Here is a 15,725-nt window from a genome sequence, read left to right on the forward strand (position 1 = left end):
GCAGGAATACCAGCGCACCCACACCAGCCGCTACCAGCATCAATACGACCTCGCCGCCTGACCAAGATCGAGAAAGTCACTCAGCGCAAAACGCACCCCTAGCTGTGTTGGGTCAGGAGGTCGTATGCACGAACCCCTGACGCGGCGGGCATCCTCGCACGCCGAGGTCGATCAGTCCGGAGGCTGAGGATGAGCGACACGACCGCCCCTGACACCGACGGACGTGATGCTGGCGCTGCGAGATCCGACCATGAGGCTGTTGGCGGATGCTCGATGGCACAGCCGGCCACTTCAAGGCTTGGTTCCACGGGCCAGAAGATGGATCGACGCTTCAGCCATGGCTATCTCCGTGGCTCGGGCGATTTCGAGGACATGTGCATTGAGTGCCGGGTCACGACGAGCCCAGGCGCCAACGGGGCCTTCGACACCAACGACCTGCACCTGACGCAGCCCGGCGTCATGGAGTTCCGTCTCGAGTTCCCGCGTGTCGTGAAGGTACGCCGCGTCGTCCCAAGCATTCCCGCCGTGGACCCGTCCGTCGCGCATGGTCGCCATGGTGTGCTCGTGCCATGCCCGGTCGCCCAGATGGTCGGCGGCGGCACGCACGAGTACCCGTCCCCACCGCGACAACGCCGCCACAACGGCAACTCCTCCGGGGCGCAGCAGCCGGACCGCTTCAGCGAGCGCCAGCGCGCGGCTGGTCGCCTCCGACAGGTGGTACAGCGGCCCTAACAGCAACACGGAATCGGCGGTCAGGTCGTCCTCGGGCAGCTTGAGGGCATCGCCTACGAATGCCGGAACACCGCGCGCTCTGGCCTGGTCCACATGCTTCGGGACGAGGTCGTACAACGTCACATCGTAACCGCAGTCGAGCAAGTGCCGGGCCTGTCGGCCCGGCCCACCGCCAACATCGAAGACCCTGGCTGGCGGAAGTGGGAGCCACCGTTGCAGTAACTCGCATGTCCGTATCCACTCGACCTGATTGCGATCGAGAGTCATACGGACGTCTTCATCACCGGCGGTGTAGATGTCCAATACGTTTCCCATAGCATGGATTGTCGACAAGGACGAGCGTTGCGGACAACGAAATTTCGCCAAGATTCGCGATCGTTAGATCAGCGTGCACCGTCATCGAACTCATCCCGGTGTCGCCCGTGCCGGACCTCTAAGACACGCCCGGTGCCACGCACCCGGTCTTCAACCGGGTCCGCGCCGAAGAGCGCAGAGATGACGTTGCGCCAGTTCAGCAATGCTTGTGCCTCACGTATTTGCGCCGCCTATCGATCCGCTCCGACCTCGGTTGAAGCGGAGCAGCCGCGACAGACGAGCGCGTAGATCTTCGGGCATCGGAGGAGCGGAGGCAGCCAGCTCCTGGATCCACTCCTCGATCGCTGGATCGGTCAGGATTCGCGCCATCGGTAAGGTGCCCTCCGCCAATGGATGTCCTGGGATCTTGGCATACTCGAGGTTCTCGCCGGCGTCTGTCATCTCAATCTCCATGTTCGCCATTGTCTTTACGCTGGCGGGTCTGCCGGGTCAACACGTCCGCGATCTGCGGTAGCCGTCAGCGGGGTATCGACCGGTGCTGCCTGAGACGGCGGCGCGGGCGTTGTCGGCGCGGGTGACCCGGCCGTCGTAGATGGTCAGCGCGGTGTAAATGTCGGAGGCGGTGACCGGCTTACCGTCGTCGGGATCGTCGATGCCGTACCGCTCGCTGAACCAGCGGGCGTCGGTTTCGGACATCTTGGCGTGCACGCCGAGCCAGCCGTCGGGCTCTTGGTAGAGCGCGGCCACGGTGCCGTTGGGCCAGCGCTTCTCCCACCCGTACCTTCTGCTTGGCGAACTTCTTGTTCGCCGTCCGTGTCACCGGGGGCGTATGGCGTCCAGCCGTGCTCGCATAACGCGTCGGCCACGCCGTGGACCTGGCCGGCGACGGCCTCGGTGTGGCTGCGCTTGGCGAGGTTGCCGAGCACCTGGGTCAGCGCGTCCCCGGTGGCCGGAGTTCAGGGTGCGGTGCCGCGTCGCCCGAGGATCTCGGCGACCTGTTCGACGTCGCGGTGGTCGTACGCGCCGCGCACGGCCGACGGTGAACCGCCCGGGCTCGGCGCCAGGAACTCACGCGGGCACGGCCGAGGTCCCGCGAACTCGCGGCCGTAGGCGACCAGGTGCCGGATTTTCCGTTCGGCGTCGGCGTCGGCGCGGAGTCGGTGCTGTTCCTCGATCGCCTCCAGCAGGGGGTCAAGGTCGGCGTCCTCCCACAGCCCGTGCAACCGGGCCGCGGCCGCGCGGACGCGCTCAATGCTCGAGCCTCGTCATATCCCACGCCGGGGTCCGAGGAGCGGCGCAAGCCCGCCCGTTCGCCACGCCAGGCAGTCCTTGATGGCTGTGATGTAGACGACACGCCGCGAATCCCTCGGACCCGAGTATGTGAGCAAATGGACCAACGTTCTCGGCCGACGTTATCCACAGCCTGTCCCCAAGGTGCTGTCCACCAGATGGCGCACCTGACTCCGCCCACCTGGGACTACAGATAGTCACATCGACGACCTGTCGACGGAGGGCGGCGGAGTATACGACGAGGGTCCGACAAAACTGAGGCGTCACCAATATCCTGTGGATATCCAGCTTGTTTTCCACAACATGGTCCCCAACGCCGCCACGTGAACGAGTGCCAAGGTCCATCGGCGTCGTTGACTACACTGCGCAGCCGTACTACCGTGCGTGTTGGTCCAAACGCGAAAGACCCCGGCACAGGATGTCCGAGGTCGACATCCCGCCCGGGGTCTCAAGCTGCTTGGTAGGCGCTTTGAACCCTAACGGAAGCTCCACGGCCCTGACCAGGGTCCCGTGGACTTTCTCATCGTGGGAAGAGATCGCGCTGGTCCGCCGTACCCGGGCGAGGGTCTCGGGGCGGAGGAAGGCACCCCCATGCGCTTCGGCGCCCACTACAACATCGTCCGCACCCCGGCCGACGACTGGTACGACCCGCTGCTCGAGGCAGACACGCCGCTCTGCCTGGACCCGTTCACGGTCTGGGCGGACGCCGACGATCTCTGGTTCGGCGCACACGACCACGTGCTCGACTTTTTCGAGATGGTCTTCGCGCTTGTCCGTGAATCCGGCGGCGACCCGGGCACCCTTGCCTGGCGCAAAGCGCAGGCTTTGATGCTGTTCCCGGAGCCCGCCGAGTTCTGCCTCGGCGTCGCGACCGGCTCCCCGAACGGTAACGGCGCCGGCAAGATCCTGCAGGAAGGCATGCTCGACGGGGTCAAGACCGCGGTCGGGCTCGGCTTCGACAACGTGCCGCACATGGAGATGCTGGGCCTGTTCCAGGGTGGTATGGGCTTCGACCGAATCAGCGACGCGGTCTGCAACATCGCGAAGAGCTACTTCATCACGTACACCCAGCAGGTCGCGGTGCGGCACGACCTGCCGATGGAGACGTTCCGGGTCCGCAACGCGTCCTGGGATCGCGAGAACGCCATGTGGCGCGACGGGCAGGTCGAGCTGCCGGCCAACCCGTGTCTGGCCAGGCGGGCGCCGGTACTGCTGGTGCCGCAGCGGTTCCTGCGGGACATGCCGGTGGTGACGGCCAACGGTTTCTGGAAGTTCGCCTGGAACAACCACTCGGCCGAGCTGCGCACTCACTTCAACTACGACATCGCCCGCAATGTCGACCGGCGGGAGAAGGCGAAGCTGGCCCGGCAGAACCCGGCGATCGTCGCGGAGTACCTGACCGCTCTCGAGCGGGAGGAGCACCCGCCTTACGACATCGCGAAGGATCCGAAGCTGGCCACCAGCTGGTGGGAGAAGGGCGGGGCGATCGCCGCCACCGCGACGACGTCGTTCGTGCCCGAGGACCCGTCGCAGTTTCCTGAGTTCGTCGGCACGGTCATCGACGTCTTCAAGCGCGGCGTGGAGCGCGAGGGCGAATGGCAGCAGCTATGGCACGGCAACTTCCCGTACGCGGAACCGAAGGTGCAGCGGGTCTTCCGGTCCTGCGTCAAGCACTACTGCAAGGCCAACGATGTCGCGGTCGCCGGTGAGGCCAACGCGGGCCGTGGCCCGGTTGACTTCGAGTTCGCCCAGGGCTGGATGGCCCGCTGCGTGGTCGAGCTGAAGCTGATCGCCAACGGCCGGTTCTGGGACGGCATCCTCGCCCAGACCCCGGAGTACGCCTTGGCCGCCGATGTGAACGTGGCGTACTTCGTCGCTATCGGCTTCACTGACGCCGAGCTGAGCGACGGCTTGATCGCCAAGGTGGACAAGGCTGCTCGGATCGCCTCCCAGCGGCATAACGTCGAGGTACGGGCGGTGATCGTCGACGCTCGGCAGCGGCCGTCGGCATCCAAGCTCAAGCCGCCGCAGGACCTGCGCGACGAACTGCACCGCGGCGAGGACCCCGCGGCGTAACTCGACCCGTGCCGGGACGGCGGCAACTCCGCCGTCCCGGCAAACGGAGCCGGCTGACCCGGCGTACAGGGACCGGAATCAGCGCAGACAGGACCTGGACCGGGCCGACACCTGCCCGGCGACGGTGGACAGGTCGATAGCTGCACCCGAGTTTTGTCACACCCCTTCGGCACGCTGGAACCGAGGAGCGTGCCTGCCGTGTGCCAGGCGAATGACGGCCACGGATGACTTCCCATCGAGGTAGATGCCCAGTGAGTCCTATGCAGCAGGCGAGCTCGCCCCAGCTGGCCTTCAACTACCTGCCGGTCCGCTTCAGTGCCGGCAGCTTCGACGGTGGCGTGGTTGCGTTCAACTCCGCCGAACAGCTCACGGAGATGCGTACCGCGCTGGCCAGCAGCCACGTCGTCGCCAGGGACCGGGCGTCGATTGCCTGTATCCCGATCCGCGACGACGCCGACCCGGTCGGTACGCCCACGACGTTCGCCCGGCGCGAGTACAAGGCGCTGACCATGCGCCTGGTCCAAGAGGCGCTGCTGCGCTCGGTGCTGGGCTGGGACTACCAGCTGCGCAAACGCCAACCGCCGGTGTTCGTGTCGCGGCGCCCAGGCAAGGACCTGTTCGGATCGGTGCTGCGGCACCCGTACCCCCCGGCCCTCGACCGGCTGCACGTCTACCCCGAGTACCGGCTGGACGCACGGATCATCGGGCCCTGCGACCGGCCGGGCATCATCGTCGGGCTCAAGACCCGCTACGAGATCGACATGACCGTCGCCCAGCTGCTGCCGCTCGGCTTGGACGTCACTGGCCGGTACGTGCTGACCACCGACGACACGGCCGTCCCGGACCCGGACATGGAGGCGGGCGCGCTGCGCCACGTCGTGGGCGCGGTGGACCAGGTGCACGACGGGAAGCTGCTGCTGCGCGACGCGCCCGCGGTGAGCACCGTGCCGACGGACCGCGCCTGGCTGGAGAGCCGACTGGACGTCTTCCAGGACGTGCTCACCGCAATCGCCGGGACGGACATCGCCCGGCTGCTGCGTGAGCTCGACCAGGCGTCGTTCGACCTGCTCGGCGGGTACGGCCGCTACGAGAAGACGGTCGAGATCGCTGGACGTCTCATCCAACGCGGGCCGCTGCACCTGGCCGTCGGGCTGACCGCCGCGATCGAGGAGCCGGTCGGCTCCAGCCGCGGCCGGCAGGTGTCCGGGAACCGCTACAAGGCGCCGATCTTCAAGTTCGACCAGGCCGGCGACAAGACCGACACCTCCGCCGACCGGGGCCTGGACACCAACGGCCCGTTCGACACGGAGTTCTTCCGTACGAAGCGCCCGCGTATCGCGGTCATCACGCCGCGCGCGCACCGAGGTGTGGTCGAGACGTTCATGACCAAGCTGCTCGACGGGGTGCCCGGTGCCCCGGTCTTCAGCCTCGGCTTCATCCGCAAGTACCACCTGTCCGGCTACGACGTGCAGATGCATCCGTTCGACGGCGCTACCGACGACGCCGACGCCTACCGCGACACGTGCCGGGCCGCGCTGACCGCCGACCCGAAGCCCGACCTGGCCATCGTGATCACCAGCGAGACCCAGGAACATCTGGCCGGCGATGACAGCCCCTACCTGGTGGCGAAGTCGACCTTCATGGGCCAGGGCGTGCCGGTGCAGGAGGTGCAGATCGAAACGGTCCGGCTGGCGAAGCCAGAGTACGCACTCAACAGCATCGCGCTGGCCTGCTACGCCAAGCTGGGCGGCATCCCGTTCGTGATCGCCGCACCCCGGGCGCTGACCCAGGAACTGGTCATCGGCATCGGCACCGCCCACGTCAAAGCCAGCCGGCTCACCGCGCCCGAACGGGTCGTCGGCATCACCACGATCTTCAGCGCGGACGGCAACTACCTGCTGTCGAACACCTCCCGCGAAGCCGACTACGACGACTACCCCCGCGAACTGCTGCGCTCACTCACCGCCTGCATCAACGACATCGCGGCCCGCCAGGCCTGGCAGCGCGGCGACGAGCTACGCCTGATCTTCCACGTCTTCAAGCCGCTCAAGGACACCGAAGCGATCGCCGTCAAGCAGCTCGTGGAAAGCCTCACCCGCCAGTACACGAAGGTCGAGTTCGCCTTCGTCTCGGTCGCCAACGACCATGGCCTGGTGATGTTCGACCGAGCCGGCACCGGTGTCACGACCTACGGCAACGGCCCAGTCAAAGGCCGCTTCGTCCCGCAGCGCGGACACGCCGTCGCGATCGGCGAGCGGGAGATGCTGCTGGCCGTCGGTGGCCCGTACGACCTCAAGAGCGCCACCCACGCGATCCCCAAGCCGCTGCTGATCAAGCTGCACCGCGAGTCGACCTTCACCGACGTGGAGTATCTGGCCCGGCAGCTGTTCCGATTTACCTCGATGTCATGGCGCACCATGTACCCGTCCCGGCTGCCGGTCACGATCCTGTACTCCAGCCTGATCGCCGACCTGCTCGGCCATCTGCGCCACGTGCGCAACTGGAACGCCGACGCGATCACCACCCAGCTGAGCCAGAGCAGGTGGTTCCTGTGACCGCCATCGACACGCACGATCCCGACGCGATCCTCGGCGGCCAACTGTCCACACAGCTGACCGCCCTGCACGAGCCGATCCAGCGGGCGAACCGGCCCGGCAACCTCGACGGCCTACTCGCCCACCATCTGCTCGGCGGCCGGCGGCTCGGCTTCACCTGGAACCTCGACCCGATGACCGAGGACTGGCTGCGCGACAACAAGCACCGCCTCACCCAGCCCGCCGGCCTAGCCATCCTCGGCTACGGCCTGACCGCCTTCCCCTCCCACATGGCACAACCAGCCCGGGAACACCTGCTCGCCGGTCTCAGCCTGCTGATGCGCCGCAACCCATTCCCGCGTGACGGCGTCACCTTCGTCAACGACCCCGCCCAGCTCGTCGGCCTGGCGCTGGCCGCGAACGCCGTCGCCGCCGACGCACCCCGGCCGCGCGTCTGGCTGCGCGGCGTCCTGCAAGACGATCGGCTACGCCCACCCGCCACCCTGCTGCACCTACTGCAGGAACACGCCCGGCGCCTGCTCGGCCTCGACACCACCCTCAGGCTGAACCCCGCCACCCTCGACGACCCCGTCGACCTCGCCGCCCTGCACTGGCTGACCGGCACCGCCACCCGGCCGCAGGCCCTTGATCCGGGCGAGCTGCGACAACTGCGGGCTCGGCTGCTCGAAGCGGTCCTGCTGCGCCCGCCCGCCCAACCCGCCGCGTTCCGGGCCGCGCTGCTGATCGAGGCCGTCACCCGGATCGCGACCACCAGCATCGACGAACACCTGCTCAACCCCAGCCACGTCGGCATCCTGCTCAACCGCTTCCCCGACGTCATGCGCCGATGGCGCTACGACACCGGCGGCCAGAAGCCGATCCGCTGGCCCGTCACCGCCGAACGCGAAATCCAGGACATCCTCTGGTTCATGCTGCGCCCGGTCTTCGACGACCTCGTCGACGAGGAAACCCTGCGCAAGATCGGCCATAACTCCTATCGGGCCGACTTCGGCATCCCGTCGCTCGGCCTGCTGATCGAGGCCAAGTACGCACGCAAGGCCAGCGACCTCAAAGAGTTCGAGCAGCAGATCTCCGTCGACTACGTCGCCTACCTGTCCGGCAACGAGCCCTACCGGCAGATGGCCGTGTTCATCTACGACGAGTCGTGCTCGGTGCAGCATCACGGCACTACCCGCAACGCCCTGCTGGCGCTGCCCGGCATCACCGATGTGATCATCGTGTCCCGCCCCAGCCACGTCCCTGCTCCGTCACGGCCCGCTCGGAACCGCCGATCGCTTGGCAGCTCGACCATGTGAACTGCCGTCACAGATGTGGCGCCCAGGATCGTTGATCGCCGCCCGGGGATGCCTCATGAACGCGCATCCGATCTCCAGCCGCCATCCTGTACCCCTCCGACGATTTGCGGGAGTCTTCTCGTGGCACTCACGAAAGTGGGGCCAAAGCGAGATTGGCTTGGCGAATAGATCCGAAGATCACTCGGGAGTCACGGCGCGAGCAGGACGGACCAGATCCTGCCTGCGGCTGCCCCCGGAGGGGTGCCCAGTCGCCGGGGATTGCGGGGACCGGCGACAAACGTGTTGACCAGTCCGGCAGACTGAGGTTCGTCAAGTAGTCAGCGTCCGGAGCAGCCCGTCCCTCTCAACCTCAACGCCATCAACCCCAATCCCGGCAAGGCCCTCACCGAGCCCCGGGACATCTCGCGGGCCTCGGAGAGCCTACGCCGACGGCAGCGTCAAAGACGGCAAATCCGACTGGTCCCTTAGGGAATGACTGACCGTATTCTGCGGAACGCGGCTTCCGGGCAGTAGCTGTAAGACCGCGAACGCATTCCTCATAGCGAACCTGCGGGTGTAACGGTCCGAGGTTGTCCTCATCGCAGTGATCGACGCCCGCGACCAACTGCAGTGCCTCATGAAGCCAACCGACTTCGTCGGGGTGGGTCACGACGGTGGCCCCGCGACTGGAGGGCGGCGCAGCCGTCAAGATCGCCGGCGCCTTCGCAGTCTCCAGACAGCCGGACTGTGATCCAGGCCTCCTCGTCGAGCACTTCGGCCGCAAAGCGACTGCGGACCACGTCGGGCTGGGAGTGAGTCCGCGGCCGTCGCCGAGTCCGTCCAGGTCGACGCGGTGCTCGGCGTCCTAGTCGTGCGCGCACCGCCAGGTACGCCGCAGGCCAGACTCACCCATTCGGGTGAGTCTGGCCTGCGGTTTTCACACCGGAACTGCAATCCGGTCCTCGTTGGCAGAACGCGCCTGCCCGGGCGCGAGGACCAAAGAAAGGCGGTGCGGCATGGCCCGCAACGAACGCAGCCGACGCCGGTCGCAACAGGATGGCGGCGGCCACCGTAAGGTGTTGTGGCTGGTCAACGGCGTGCTGGCCGGGGTCGGCGGTGTGTTTGTGACCACCGCCTCAGCGGCGGTGACCGCGATTGCCGCGGCGGCCGCCGTGGTCGTCGCCGTGTCGGTGATCGTGGTGACCCGCCGGCTGCCTTAAAGAATCTTGGGCGTGGACTTCACAACACGCCGCTGGGCCGGTCCTACCCAGTAGGGCCGGCCACACGCCAGCCCCCGCCGACTGGCCCGGCCCTCGGGTCCCGCAGGCTGTCACAACGTCAACGATGACGAGATCGGAGGGGCCGTCGGTGGTCCACGCGAAGAAGGGGCTGGCCCCTGCGGCGCCCGAGCCACGCTCCAGCCGACGGCCCGCTCCGCTGGCACCGTCGGCCGAGGAGGAATTCGAGGCCTTCTTCAACGAGCACTATGAGTCGTTGCTCTCCTTCGCCACCTGGTGGGGCAAGGACCCGCACGACGCGGACGACGCCCTGGCCCGGGTCATGGTCGACATCGGCCGGAACTGGAGCACGGTCCGCGATCCGGTCGCGTACGCGCGGAAGTCAGTCACCTGGGCAATCCTCAATCTGCGCCGGGACCGCGGCGACGGCCGGTACGTCCCAGTACCCGCCGACCAATTGCCCGAGCAGGCGCAGGATGCCTGCGAGCTCGATCTTCTGGAAGGCCAGGAGTGGGTCGACGGCATGCTCGGCAAACTGCCCGCCACTCAACGGGCGGTTCTGAGCCTGTTCCTCGACGGCCTGGGGATGAGCGAGATCGCCGCCGAGCTGCGGAAGGGCGAGTCTGCAATCCGGCAGAACCTGAAGCTGGCCCGCGACCGGCTGAGGCCGTTCGTCGCGGAGTACGACCGAAGAAGGCCATGCCCGTCCGGCGAGCAGAGGACGAGGGAGGACAACCGATGAACCACGACGATTTCGACCGCGACCCGGTGACGGACGACGAGTTCTTCGGCGAACTGGCCGACACGATCGAGCTGGTCGACAGGATGACCCGGGAGCGGCTCAGCCACGGTGAGCTGGACCGGCGACGCAAGAACATCATGGACCAGGTCCGCGGCCGCGCCGCGGGGGAGCCGGCCGGTGACCCCGCGCCGGCTCCGACCCCGCGCCTGGCTGTGGACGCCGCCGACCTCGGCCGATGCATGCTGGAGGACGACAACCGCATCACTGTGCGGCTGACCGACTGGCGCGTGCGGTACCCGAACAGGCAAACACTTCGTGAGGCGGGGACCCAAAGCCCGTGGCGATCCCCGTCCCACGGCCACCAACTCGATGACCTGCACAGCGTCAGCCTGGTCGACGGCGGCGTCGTGTCTCACCTCGGACCGGCCGTGGCGGCAGCCATGGCCGACGCCGAGCGCTACCGCGACGGCGCGCTGCGCCGGGCCGCCGACATCGTCAGCAAGGCTCAACGGGAGGCCGACGAGCTGCTGGCCGAAGCCCGACGGACTCTGGATGAGGCTCGCCGGACGGCTGCGGGATCCGCAACCACAGGTGAGCCCAGCGCCCACCGCGTCGAGATCCCACGCGAGCGGCATTCTCTGATCCCCATGCCGGTGCCCCCTTCCACAAGCTGGAACGTGTGCAAGGTGACCAAGCCTGTCATTCCGGCCGGGTCCGGCTGGCTGCAGCCGAAGGTCCTCGTTGTCGATGTCGGCGGAGGTACGGCCGACGTCCTGCCATGTCTGGCCGAGGAGGTCATGCCGCTGCTCGCCGAACCGGTCGCCATGCGCCCGGCTCCCTATCTCATGACACTGCTGTCGAGCGTCCGTGATGGACCTGGGCGCGGGACCTGGCAGACGGTCCTTCGCGACCAGTCTGTCTCACCGGCCTGGACAACGTCCTGGCTGACCCCCCACGAGGTGGCGGATGCGGGCGTCGACCTGGTTGGGCTCGGAGCCCTGCCGGGTGCTCTGCTCTTCGCGCAATGCAAGAGCCGCTCCCGGCCGAGCACGCTCTGGGGGAAGTTCGGGCGGCCGCGGCCAGTACGGCATCCCTTGGAGCAGTTCTTGCGGGCAACCGACCATCACATGCTGGCGGCCGCGCTGCCGGAAACCTGCCGCGACACGGTCGCCGCAGCCGTTCTCGCCGGGTTGATCAGCGCCTGGGAGAGAGGTAGCCGCTTGGCCGACCCACACCCGGGAACGCGCCGGTCTGGGTTCTGGCCGGCGTGGATCGCTGCGGGGACCGACAACATGCTGGGTGGGTTCATGCCGGAGTTGCTGCACCTTGAGGGTGCGACAGCTCGGGCCGATGGCTGGCTGCCGATTCTGTCGCCAGCGCAACGCCTGCTACTGGCGTGCGATGTCGAGGGTTTCGGCCGGGCAGATGCGAGCCTGCAATCGCGCTGGCAGCACGCGGTCCGTCAGATTCTCGGTGAAGCAGCAAGCCAAGTCGGCCTCGACAGCCACTGCTGGCAACGGCAACGTGCTGGCGACGGTGAGCTGGCGATCCTGCCGCCGGGAACATCGTGGCAGGGCATGTTCGAGCAGCTGATGGGGGCCGTTGATCAGCACCTGCACGAGTACAACCGGTACGCCACCGACGACGCGCGGCTACGGCTTCGCGTTGCCGTGCACGAAGGAACCGTCGCCGGCACCAGCAGTGGCTTCGCTGGACAGGCGGCCAGCACCGTCACACGTCTGGTTGACGCATCACCACTTAAGCAGGCCCTCGACGAGCACCCGAAGGCCAGCATGGCGGTGGCCGTTTCGGACCCGGTGTTCCACAAGGTGACGCACGGCTGGGCACCTGAGCGGAATCCATACGTGCGGATCAGCATCCCGCAGAGCAAGGGCTCGCCCGAAGATGCGTGGGTGTTCGTGCCCGACGGCGCCACGCGATACCCGGACTGGACGGCACCCGGCGGTCGCCGGCCATCGCCACGGCAACGACCGCAAGGCGAACCGCGGCAAACGGCCCCGGCATGATCGGGACACCGCGGAAATCACCCCACGAATCATCGCGGGAATATTTTCGCGCATTTCTGTCGGCATGATGTATGGTCTGCGAGTGGACATGCTCTTCCCGCTCGACGAGCCAGCAGCGAACCCTCAGCTGCTGGTCGCCGCGCGGGAAGCGCTCGGGCTGACTCAGGCCGAGCTCGCCGACCGGCTCAGCAAGTTGTCCGGCAGCTCGGCAAAGACCAATCAGAGCTACGTCTCCCGGGTGGAGAAGGGGACTCTTCCGCTCGCCGTCGACCGGCTGCAGCAGTTCGCTGCGGCCTTGGAGTCGACCCCGGAGTTCCTGATCGCCGAGGCGAAGTTGTGGTCGCTGGGCGAGGGCTGCCTCTACCACCGCAACAGGCGTTCGACGAAAGCATCGACCTTGCGGCGTTTGCATGCCCAGATCAATCTCGTCCGGCTGTATCTGGCCCGGTTGGCGGACGCCTCCGGGACGCCGTTGCCCACGTTCGCGGTGTCGCCGACCAGGGTGGAGGGCGTGGTCGGTCCGCAGACCGTCGCTGCCCAGCTGCGTGCGCAGCTGGGCTTAGCCGACGGAGCGATCACTTCGGTCACGGCCGTTGCCGAGCGACTCGGCGCGCTCGTGGTGCCGATGCCTCTCGGCGGCCGCGAGGTGGACGCGACCAGCCTGCATCCGCCAGGTGAACCCCCCGTCTTCGTGGTCAACACCGACGCGCCCATCGACCGGCAGCGGTTCACCTTGACGCACGAACTCGGGCACTGCGTGTGCACGCCGGGCGCCGGAGCCGACGCGGAGGAGATGGCGCAGGCGTTCGCCGCGGAGTTCCTCGCCCCTCGTGCCCTGATCTATCCCGACCTCACGGCGAGTGCGGTCACGCCGGCACGGCTACTGCAGCTGAAGGCCAAGTGGCGGATCTCCGCTGCCGCGGTGCTGCGCCGCTCCGCCGATCTGGCGGTGATCACTGACTCCCGCTATCGGACGATCAGCGCGCAGATCTCGGCGCTGGGCTGGCGCACCGAGGAGCCGGACCCGCTGCCGGCCGAAACGCCGCAGCTGGTCCCGGCGATCGTCAGGGCGGCGGTACAGGCCACGGGTTCAGTCGAGGCCGCGGCATCAGCGGCGGGGACGACGCCGGCCCGATTGAGAAGCCTGTTCGGTGACGCCGTCACCGACGAGAACTCCAGCAGGACGGGAAATGACTGAGCCTGGAAACAAGGCGACAGCCCGCGCGACGCCGCCTCGTGGCGATCTCACCGTCGAGACGACCCAACAGTTGCTGTGGCTGGGCCGTCAGCCTCGGCCGATGGCCCCGCGGGGAGCCGTGGGCGCGCTGTCCGATCGGGTCCTTGTGTACGCGCGGCGCAGCCATGTTCCGGCCGTGCTGCGTGTCCTCGGCACCGACGGCACGGGACTGATGGTGATCGGCCCGCGCCCCGGCCAGCCCATGCCCAAGGCCACGGACTTCGACTACGAAGGCCCGATAGCGCTGGACCCCGACGCGTACGGCTACCACATGGCCACCCCGGACAAGCCATTCCTGCTGCCGGAGGACGGATTCGCAGGCACCAACCCCACGCTCGGCGATGTCCTGGACGCCCAGTTGAGGGCCGGGTACACCGTGGCGTGCACACCGACCGGCTATATCGGCGCCGGCGACACGGCGAGTCTTTGCGCGGCGGCGCAGCAGGTCAAGGCGCTCAACCGGACCGACACGCTCTTCGTGGCAGCCCTCGATGTCTCCCTGGTGGACCGGGCTTTCTTCTCCCAGACCCGGGCGATCCTGCAGGACGCCGGCTGCCCGATCGCGCTCGTGCTGGGCAAACAGGGCGACCCGCTCACCCATTCGACGCGCATCATCCCCAACCTGCGGCTGCTGGCCGCCACCGTGCCGCTCATGCCGATTTGTACGGACTTCAACGCCCTGGACCTGGTGGCGCACGGAGCGTTCGCTGCCGCGATCGGCACTGGCGGCAGCATCCGCCATGCCGTTCCCCCACCGCGCAAGCCCATGGCGTTCGTCCGCGACAAGTCTCCTAGCGTTCTGGTGCCGGAGCTGATGTGCTGGTGGAAAGGCGCCAAGATCAGCATGCTGTGTGGTGCCGCGCCTAGCCGGTCCCCGCGCTGTAGCTGCGCCATCTGCGAGAACCAGCCGCTGACCCGGTTCAAGTACGAGGAGGACCAGCCCGAGGCGATCGCACACGCGGCCGCGACCTGGCTGGACATCGCGGCGGGGCTTCTCGACCAGCCAACCCTGCGCGACCGTGCCGAGTACTGGCGCAACATCTGCAAGGGCGCGGTCGACGAGCACGAGATGCTCGCCAAGCGAGTGCGCCGGATCGATCCGCTGCCGGTCCAGAAGCCGTTGAAGCAGTGGGCTGATCTGCCGGCCTGGCTCACCGACTAACCCGCCACCGGCCGTAGCTGGGCAGGCATTCCTACTCGCCGAGTTCGGCGCCGCGGTAGACCTCTTCGGTGAACCACCACCACGCTGCAGTCGGCTGCCAGTCGGTGAACTCCTCCGGCTCGAGCACCATCGTCAACGTCTCCCCACGGCGCAGCGCGACCCCGATGCCGTAGAACGACGCCTCGGCCAGCGCGACCTGCTCACCGGCGGGCAACTCGGAGACAACCAGCAGACGCCGGCAGTACATCGCGAACCTGGAGGCCGCCCGAAGACCCCGCGCCCAATCCGAACCCTGCACCATCGCCAGCAATGGCGTCACCGGCGGGGCGAACCGGCGGGTCGCGGTCGTCGACGACCACGTGACCATCCCCTCCGGCAGGCGCCGCAGGCGCCGCTGCGAAGCCGGAGCCACCGTGTGTACCGGGACGGGCTGCCCGAGGGGCAGACACATCAGCGTGTCGAGGAGATCAAGAGGAGGAATCGACCCGACCGGATGCGCCTGGCGTAGCCGTCGCTGGTCATGGTCCGGCCGGTACGCCACCCACGCCCGGGTGCCGAACAACCGCACCCGCGCGACGCCGATCTCGTCCTCTGCGGCGCGGGGCATCGTGGCCGCGAAACGCTCCAGCGTGGCCGCAACGCTCATGACTCTGTCCCCCCGCCGGCGCGGTGCGCCGAGATCCGTGAGTCAAGATCGTGCACCAGCCGTCGAAGTCCTGTCCATGCACGCACGTCGGTAAACGCGTAAAGAACCCGGCGGTTGTGCCCCAACGTCGGCAGACGCCTGACCAAACCAGCAGCCATCAGAGCAGCCAGTGGGGGCCGGAACACGCTGGTCGGAGCGCCGCGCGAGTCGGCCAAATCCTTCACGCAGACACCTCCCTCACCCGCAGCGAACAGCGCGAGCAGCAGCTCAAGCCGATGCTTGTTGCCGAAGACAGCCGAAGAGACATGCCTCGTCAGGTCCTCCGCCACACCCCAAGAATAGTGAAACGCGATTCGCTATTCAAATCCCGATACGGACCGGGTGTCACGCTTTCGAGGCACTCGATCTGCTCGATCGCGACGCAGCCTGCC

At 67.7% G+C, this 15,725-nt stretch carries 14 protein-coding genes; 8 read left to right on the plus strand and 6 right to left on the minus strand.

Features of this window, described 5'->3' with window-relative positions:
* Positions 1 to 291: 291 nt before the first annotated feature.
* The 4 genes from IH26_RS0148470 to IH26_RS0148480 form a co-directional block, all read right to left on the minus strand.
* Positions 292 to 1,047 (minus strand): methyltransferase domain-containing protein, encoded by a 756-nt coding sequence (locus tag IH26_RS0148470; RefSeq protein WP_030443099.1) that lies wholly within the window; start codon positions 1,045 to 1,047, stop codon positions 292 to 294.
* Positions 1,048 to 1,260: 213 nt separating this feature from the next.
* Positions 1,261 to 1,500 (minus strand): hypothetical protein, encoded by a 240-nt coding sequence (locus IH26_RS60720; RefSeq protein ID WP_157437788.1) that lies wholly within the window; start codon positions 1,498 to 1,500, stop codon positions 1,261 to 1,263.
* A 36-nt stretch (positions 1,501 to 1,536) separates the two neighbouring features.
* The gene (locus tag IH26_RS0148475; protein WP_030443100.1) at positions 1,537 to 1,794 is read right to left on the minus strand and encodes a hypothetical protein; all 258 of its coding nucleotides are present in this window, start codon (positions 1,792 to 1,794) and stop codon (positions 1,537 to 1,539) included.
* 209 nt (positions 1,795 to 2,003) lie between these two features.
* On the minus strand, positions 2,004 to 2,270 hold the full coding sequence (locus IH26_RS0148480; protein WP_051809892.1) for a hypothetical protein: 267 nt from the start codon (positions 2,268 to 2,270) through the stop codon (positions 2,004 to 2,006).
* 658 nt (positions 2,271 to 2,928) lie between these two features.
* Here IH26_RS0148480 and IH26_RS0148485 point away from each other — a divergent pair.
* The 8 genes from IH26_RS0148485 to IH26_RS0148520 all read left to right on the plus strand — a co-directional run bounded on the left by IH26_RS0148485 (position 2,929) and on the right by IH26_RS0148520 (position 14,648).
* Positions 2,929 to 4,413, plus strand: a complete 1,485-nt coding sequence (locus tag IH26_RS0148485) for a hypothetical protein (RefSeq protein WP_030443102.1) — start codon at positions 2,929 to 2,931, stop codon at positions 4,411 to 4,413.
* Positions 4,414 to 4,673: 260 nt separating this feature from the next.
* A complete protein-coding gene (locus IH26_RS0148490) occupies positions 4,674 to 6,968 on the plus strand; it encodes an argonaute/piwi family protein (protein ID WP_030443103.1) in 2,295 nt (764 codons plus the stop codon).
* Positions 6,965 to 8,263 carry a PD-(D/E)XK nuclease domain-containing protein gene (locus IH26_RS0148495; protein WP_030443104.1) on the plus strand — a complete coding sequence of 433 codons (1,299 nt, stop codon included), beginning with the start codon at positions 6,965 to 6,967 and terminating at the stop codon, positions 8,261 to 8,263. The genes IH26_RS0148490 and IH26_RS0148495 overlap by 4 nt, the downstream gene beginning before the upstream one ends.
* A 995-nt stretch (positions 8,264 to 9,258) precedes the next feature.
* Positions 9,259 to 9,462: a hypothetical protein gene (locus IH26_RS0148500; RefSeq protein ID WP_030443105.1), complete on the plus strand. Its 204-nt coding sequence runs from the start codon at positions 9,259 to 9,261 to the stop codon at positions 9,460 to 9,462.
* A 124-nt stretch (positions 9,463 to 9,586) separates the two neighbouring features.
* The gene (locus IH26_RS0148505; RefSeq protein ID WP_084599802.1) at positions 9,587 to 10,222 is read left to right on the plus strand and encodes an RNA polymerase sigma factor; all 636 of its coding nucleotides are present in this window, start codon (positions 9,587 to 9,589) and stop codon (positions 10,220 to 10,222) included.
* Positions 10,219 to 12,249 carry an ATP synthase subunit B family protein gene (locus tag IH26_RS61740; protein ID WP_051809894.1) on the plus strand — a complete coding sequence of 677 codons (2,031 nt, stop codon included), beginning with the start codon at positions 10,219 to 10,221 and terminating at the stop codon, positions 12,247 to 12,249. Before IH26_RS0148505 ends, IH26_RS61740 begins: the two co-directional genes overlap by 4 nt.
* Before the next feature lie 88 nt (positions 12,250 to 12,337).
* Positions 12,338 to 13,447, plus strand: coding sequence for a helix-turn-helix domain-containing protein (locus IH26_RS0148515; protein WP_245666032.1), 1,110 nt, complete (start codon positions 12,338 to 12,340; stop codon positions 13,445 to 13,447).
* Positions 13,448 to 13,565: 118 nt separating this feature from the next.
* Complete coding sequence (locus IH26_RS0148520; RefSeq protein WP_051809898.1) at positions 13,566 to 14,648, plus strand: hypothetical protein; 1,083 nt, start codon at positions 13,566 to 13,568, stop codon at positions 14,646 to 14,648.
* Between the two features lie 31 nt (positions 14,649 to 14,679).
* Here the strand turns inward: IH26_RS0148520 and IH26_RS0148525 are convergent, their stop codons facing one another.
* Both IH26_RS0148525 and IH26_RS59065 read right to left on the minus strand, forming a co-directional pair.
* Positions 14,680 to 15,294 (minus strand): hypothetical protein, encoded by a 615-nt coding sequence (locus IH26_RS0148525; RefSeq protein WP_030443110.1) that lies wholly within the window; start codon positions 15,292 to 15,294, stop codon positions 14,680 to 14,682.
* Positions 15,291 to 15,623, minus strand: coding sequence for a hypothetical protein (locus IH26_RS59065; RefSeq protein ID WP_084599804.1), 333 nt, complete (start codon positions 15,621 to 15,623; stop codon positions 15,291 to 15,293). Before IH26_RS59065 ends, IH26_RS0148525 begins: the two co-directional genes overlap by 4 nt.
* Between the last annotated feature and the right edge of the window lie 102 nt (positions 15,624 to 15,725).

It is taken from the genome of Actinoplanes subtropicus (genome assembly GCF_000721705.1).
Lineage (GTDB): Bacteria > Actinomycetota > Actinomycetes > Mycobacteriales > Micromonosporaceae > Actinoplanes > Actinoplanes subtropicus.

What these genes read in the sequence shown, in the direction of transcription:
- IH26_RS0148470 (WP_030443099.1), bottom strand. Translation starts at nt 1,047, where the DNA reads ATGGGAAACGTATTGGACATCTACACCGCCGGTGATGAAGACGTCCGT.
- IH26_RS60720 (WP_157437788.1), bottom strand. Translation starts at nt 1,500, where the DNA reads ATGGAGATTGAGATGACAGACGCCGGCGAGAACCTCGAGTATGCCAAG.
- IH26_RS0148485 (WP_030443102.1), top strand. Translation starts at nt 2,929, where the DNA reads ATGCGCTTCGGCGCCCACTACAACATCGTCCGCACCCCGGCCGACGAC.
- IH26_RS0148490 (WP_030443103.1), top strand. Translation starts at nt 4,674, where the DNA reads ATGCAGCAGGCGAGCTCGCCCCAGCTGGCCTTCAACTACCTGCCGGTC.
- IH26_RS0148500 (WP_030443105.1), top strand. Translation starts at nt 9,259, where the DNA reads ATGGCCCGCAACGAACGCAGCCGACGCCGGTCGCAACAGGATGGCGGC.
- IH26_RS0148505 (WP_084599802.1), top strand. Translation starts at nt 9,587, where the DNA reads ATGACGAGATCGGAGGGGCCGTCGGTGGTCCACGCGAAGAAGGGGCTG.
- IH26_RS61740 (WP_051809894.1), top strand. Translation starts at nt 10,219, where the DNA reads ATGAACCACGACGATTTCGACCGCGACCCGGTGACGGACGACGAGTTC.
- IH26_RS0148515 (WP_245666032.1), top strand. Translation starts at nt 12,338, where the DNA reads ATGCTCTTCCCGCTCGACGAGCCAGCAGCGAACCCTCAGCTGCTGGTC.
- IH26_RS0148525 (WP_030443110.1), bottom strand. Translation starts at nt 15,294, where the DNA reads ATGAGCGTTGCGGCCACGCTGGAGCGTTTCGCGGCCACGATGCCCCGC.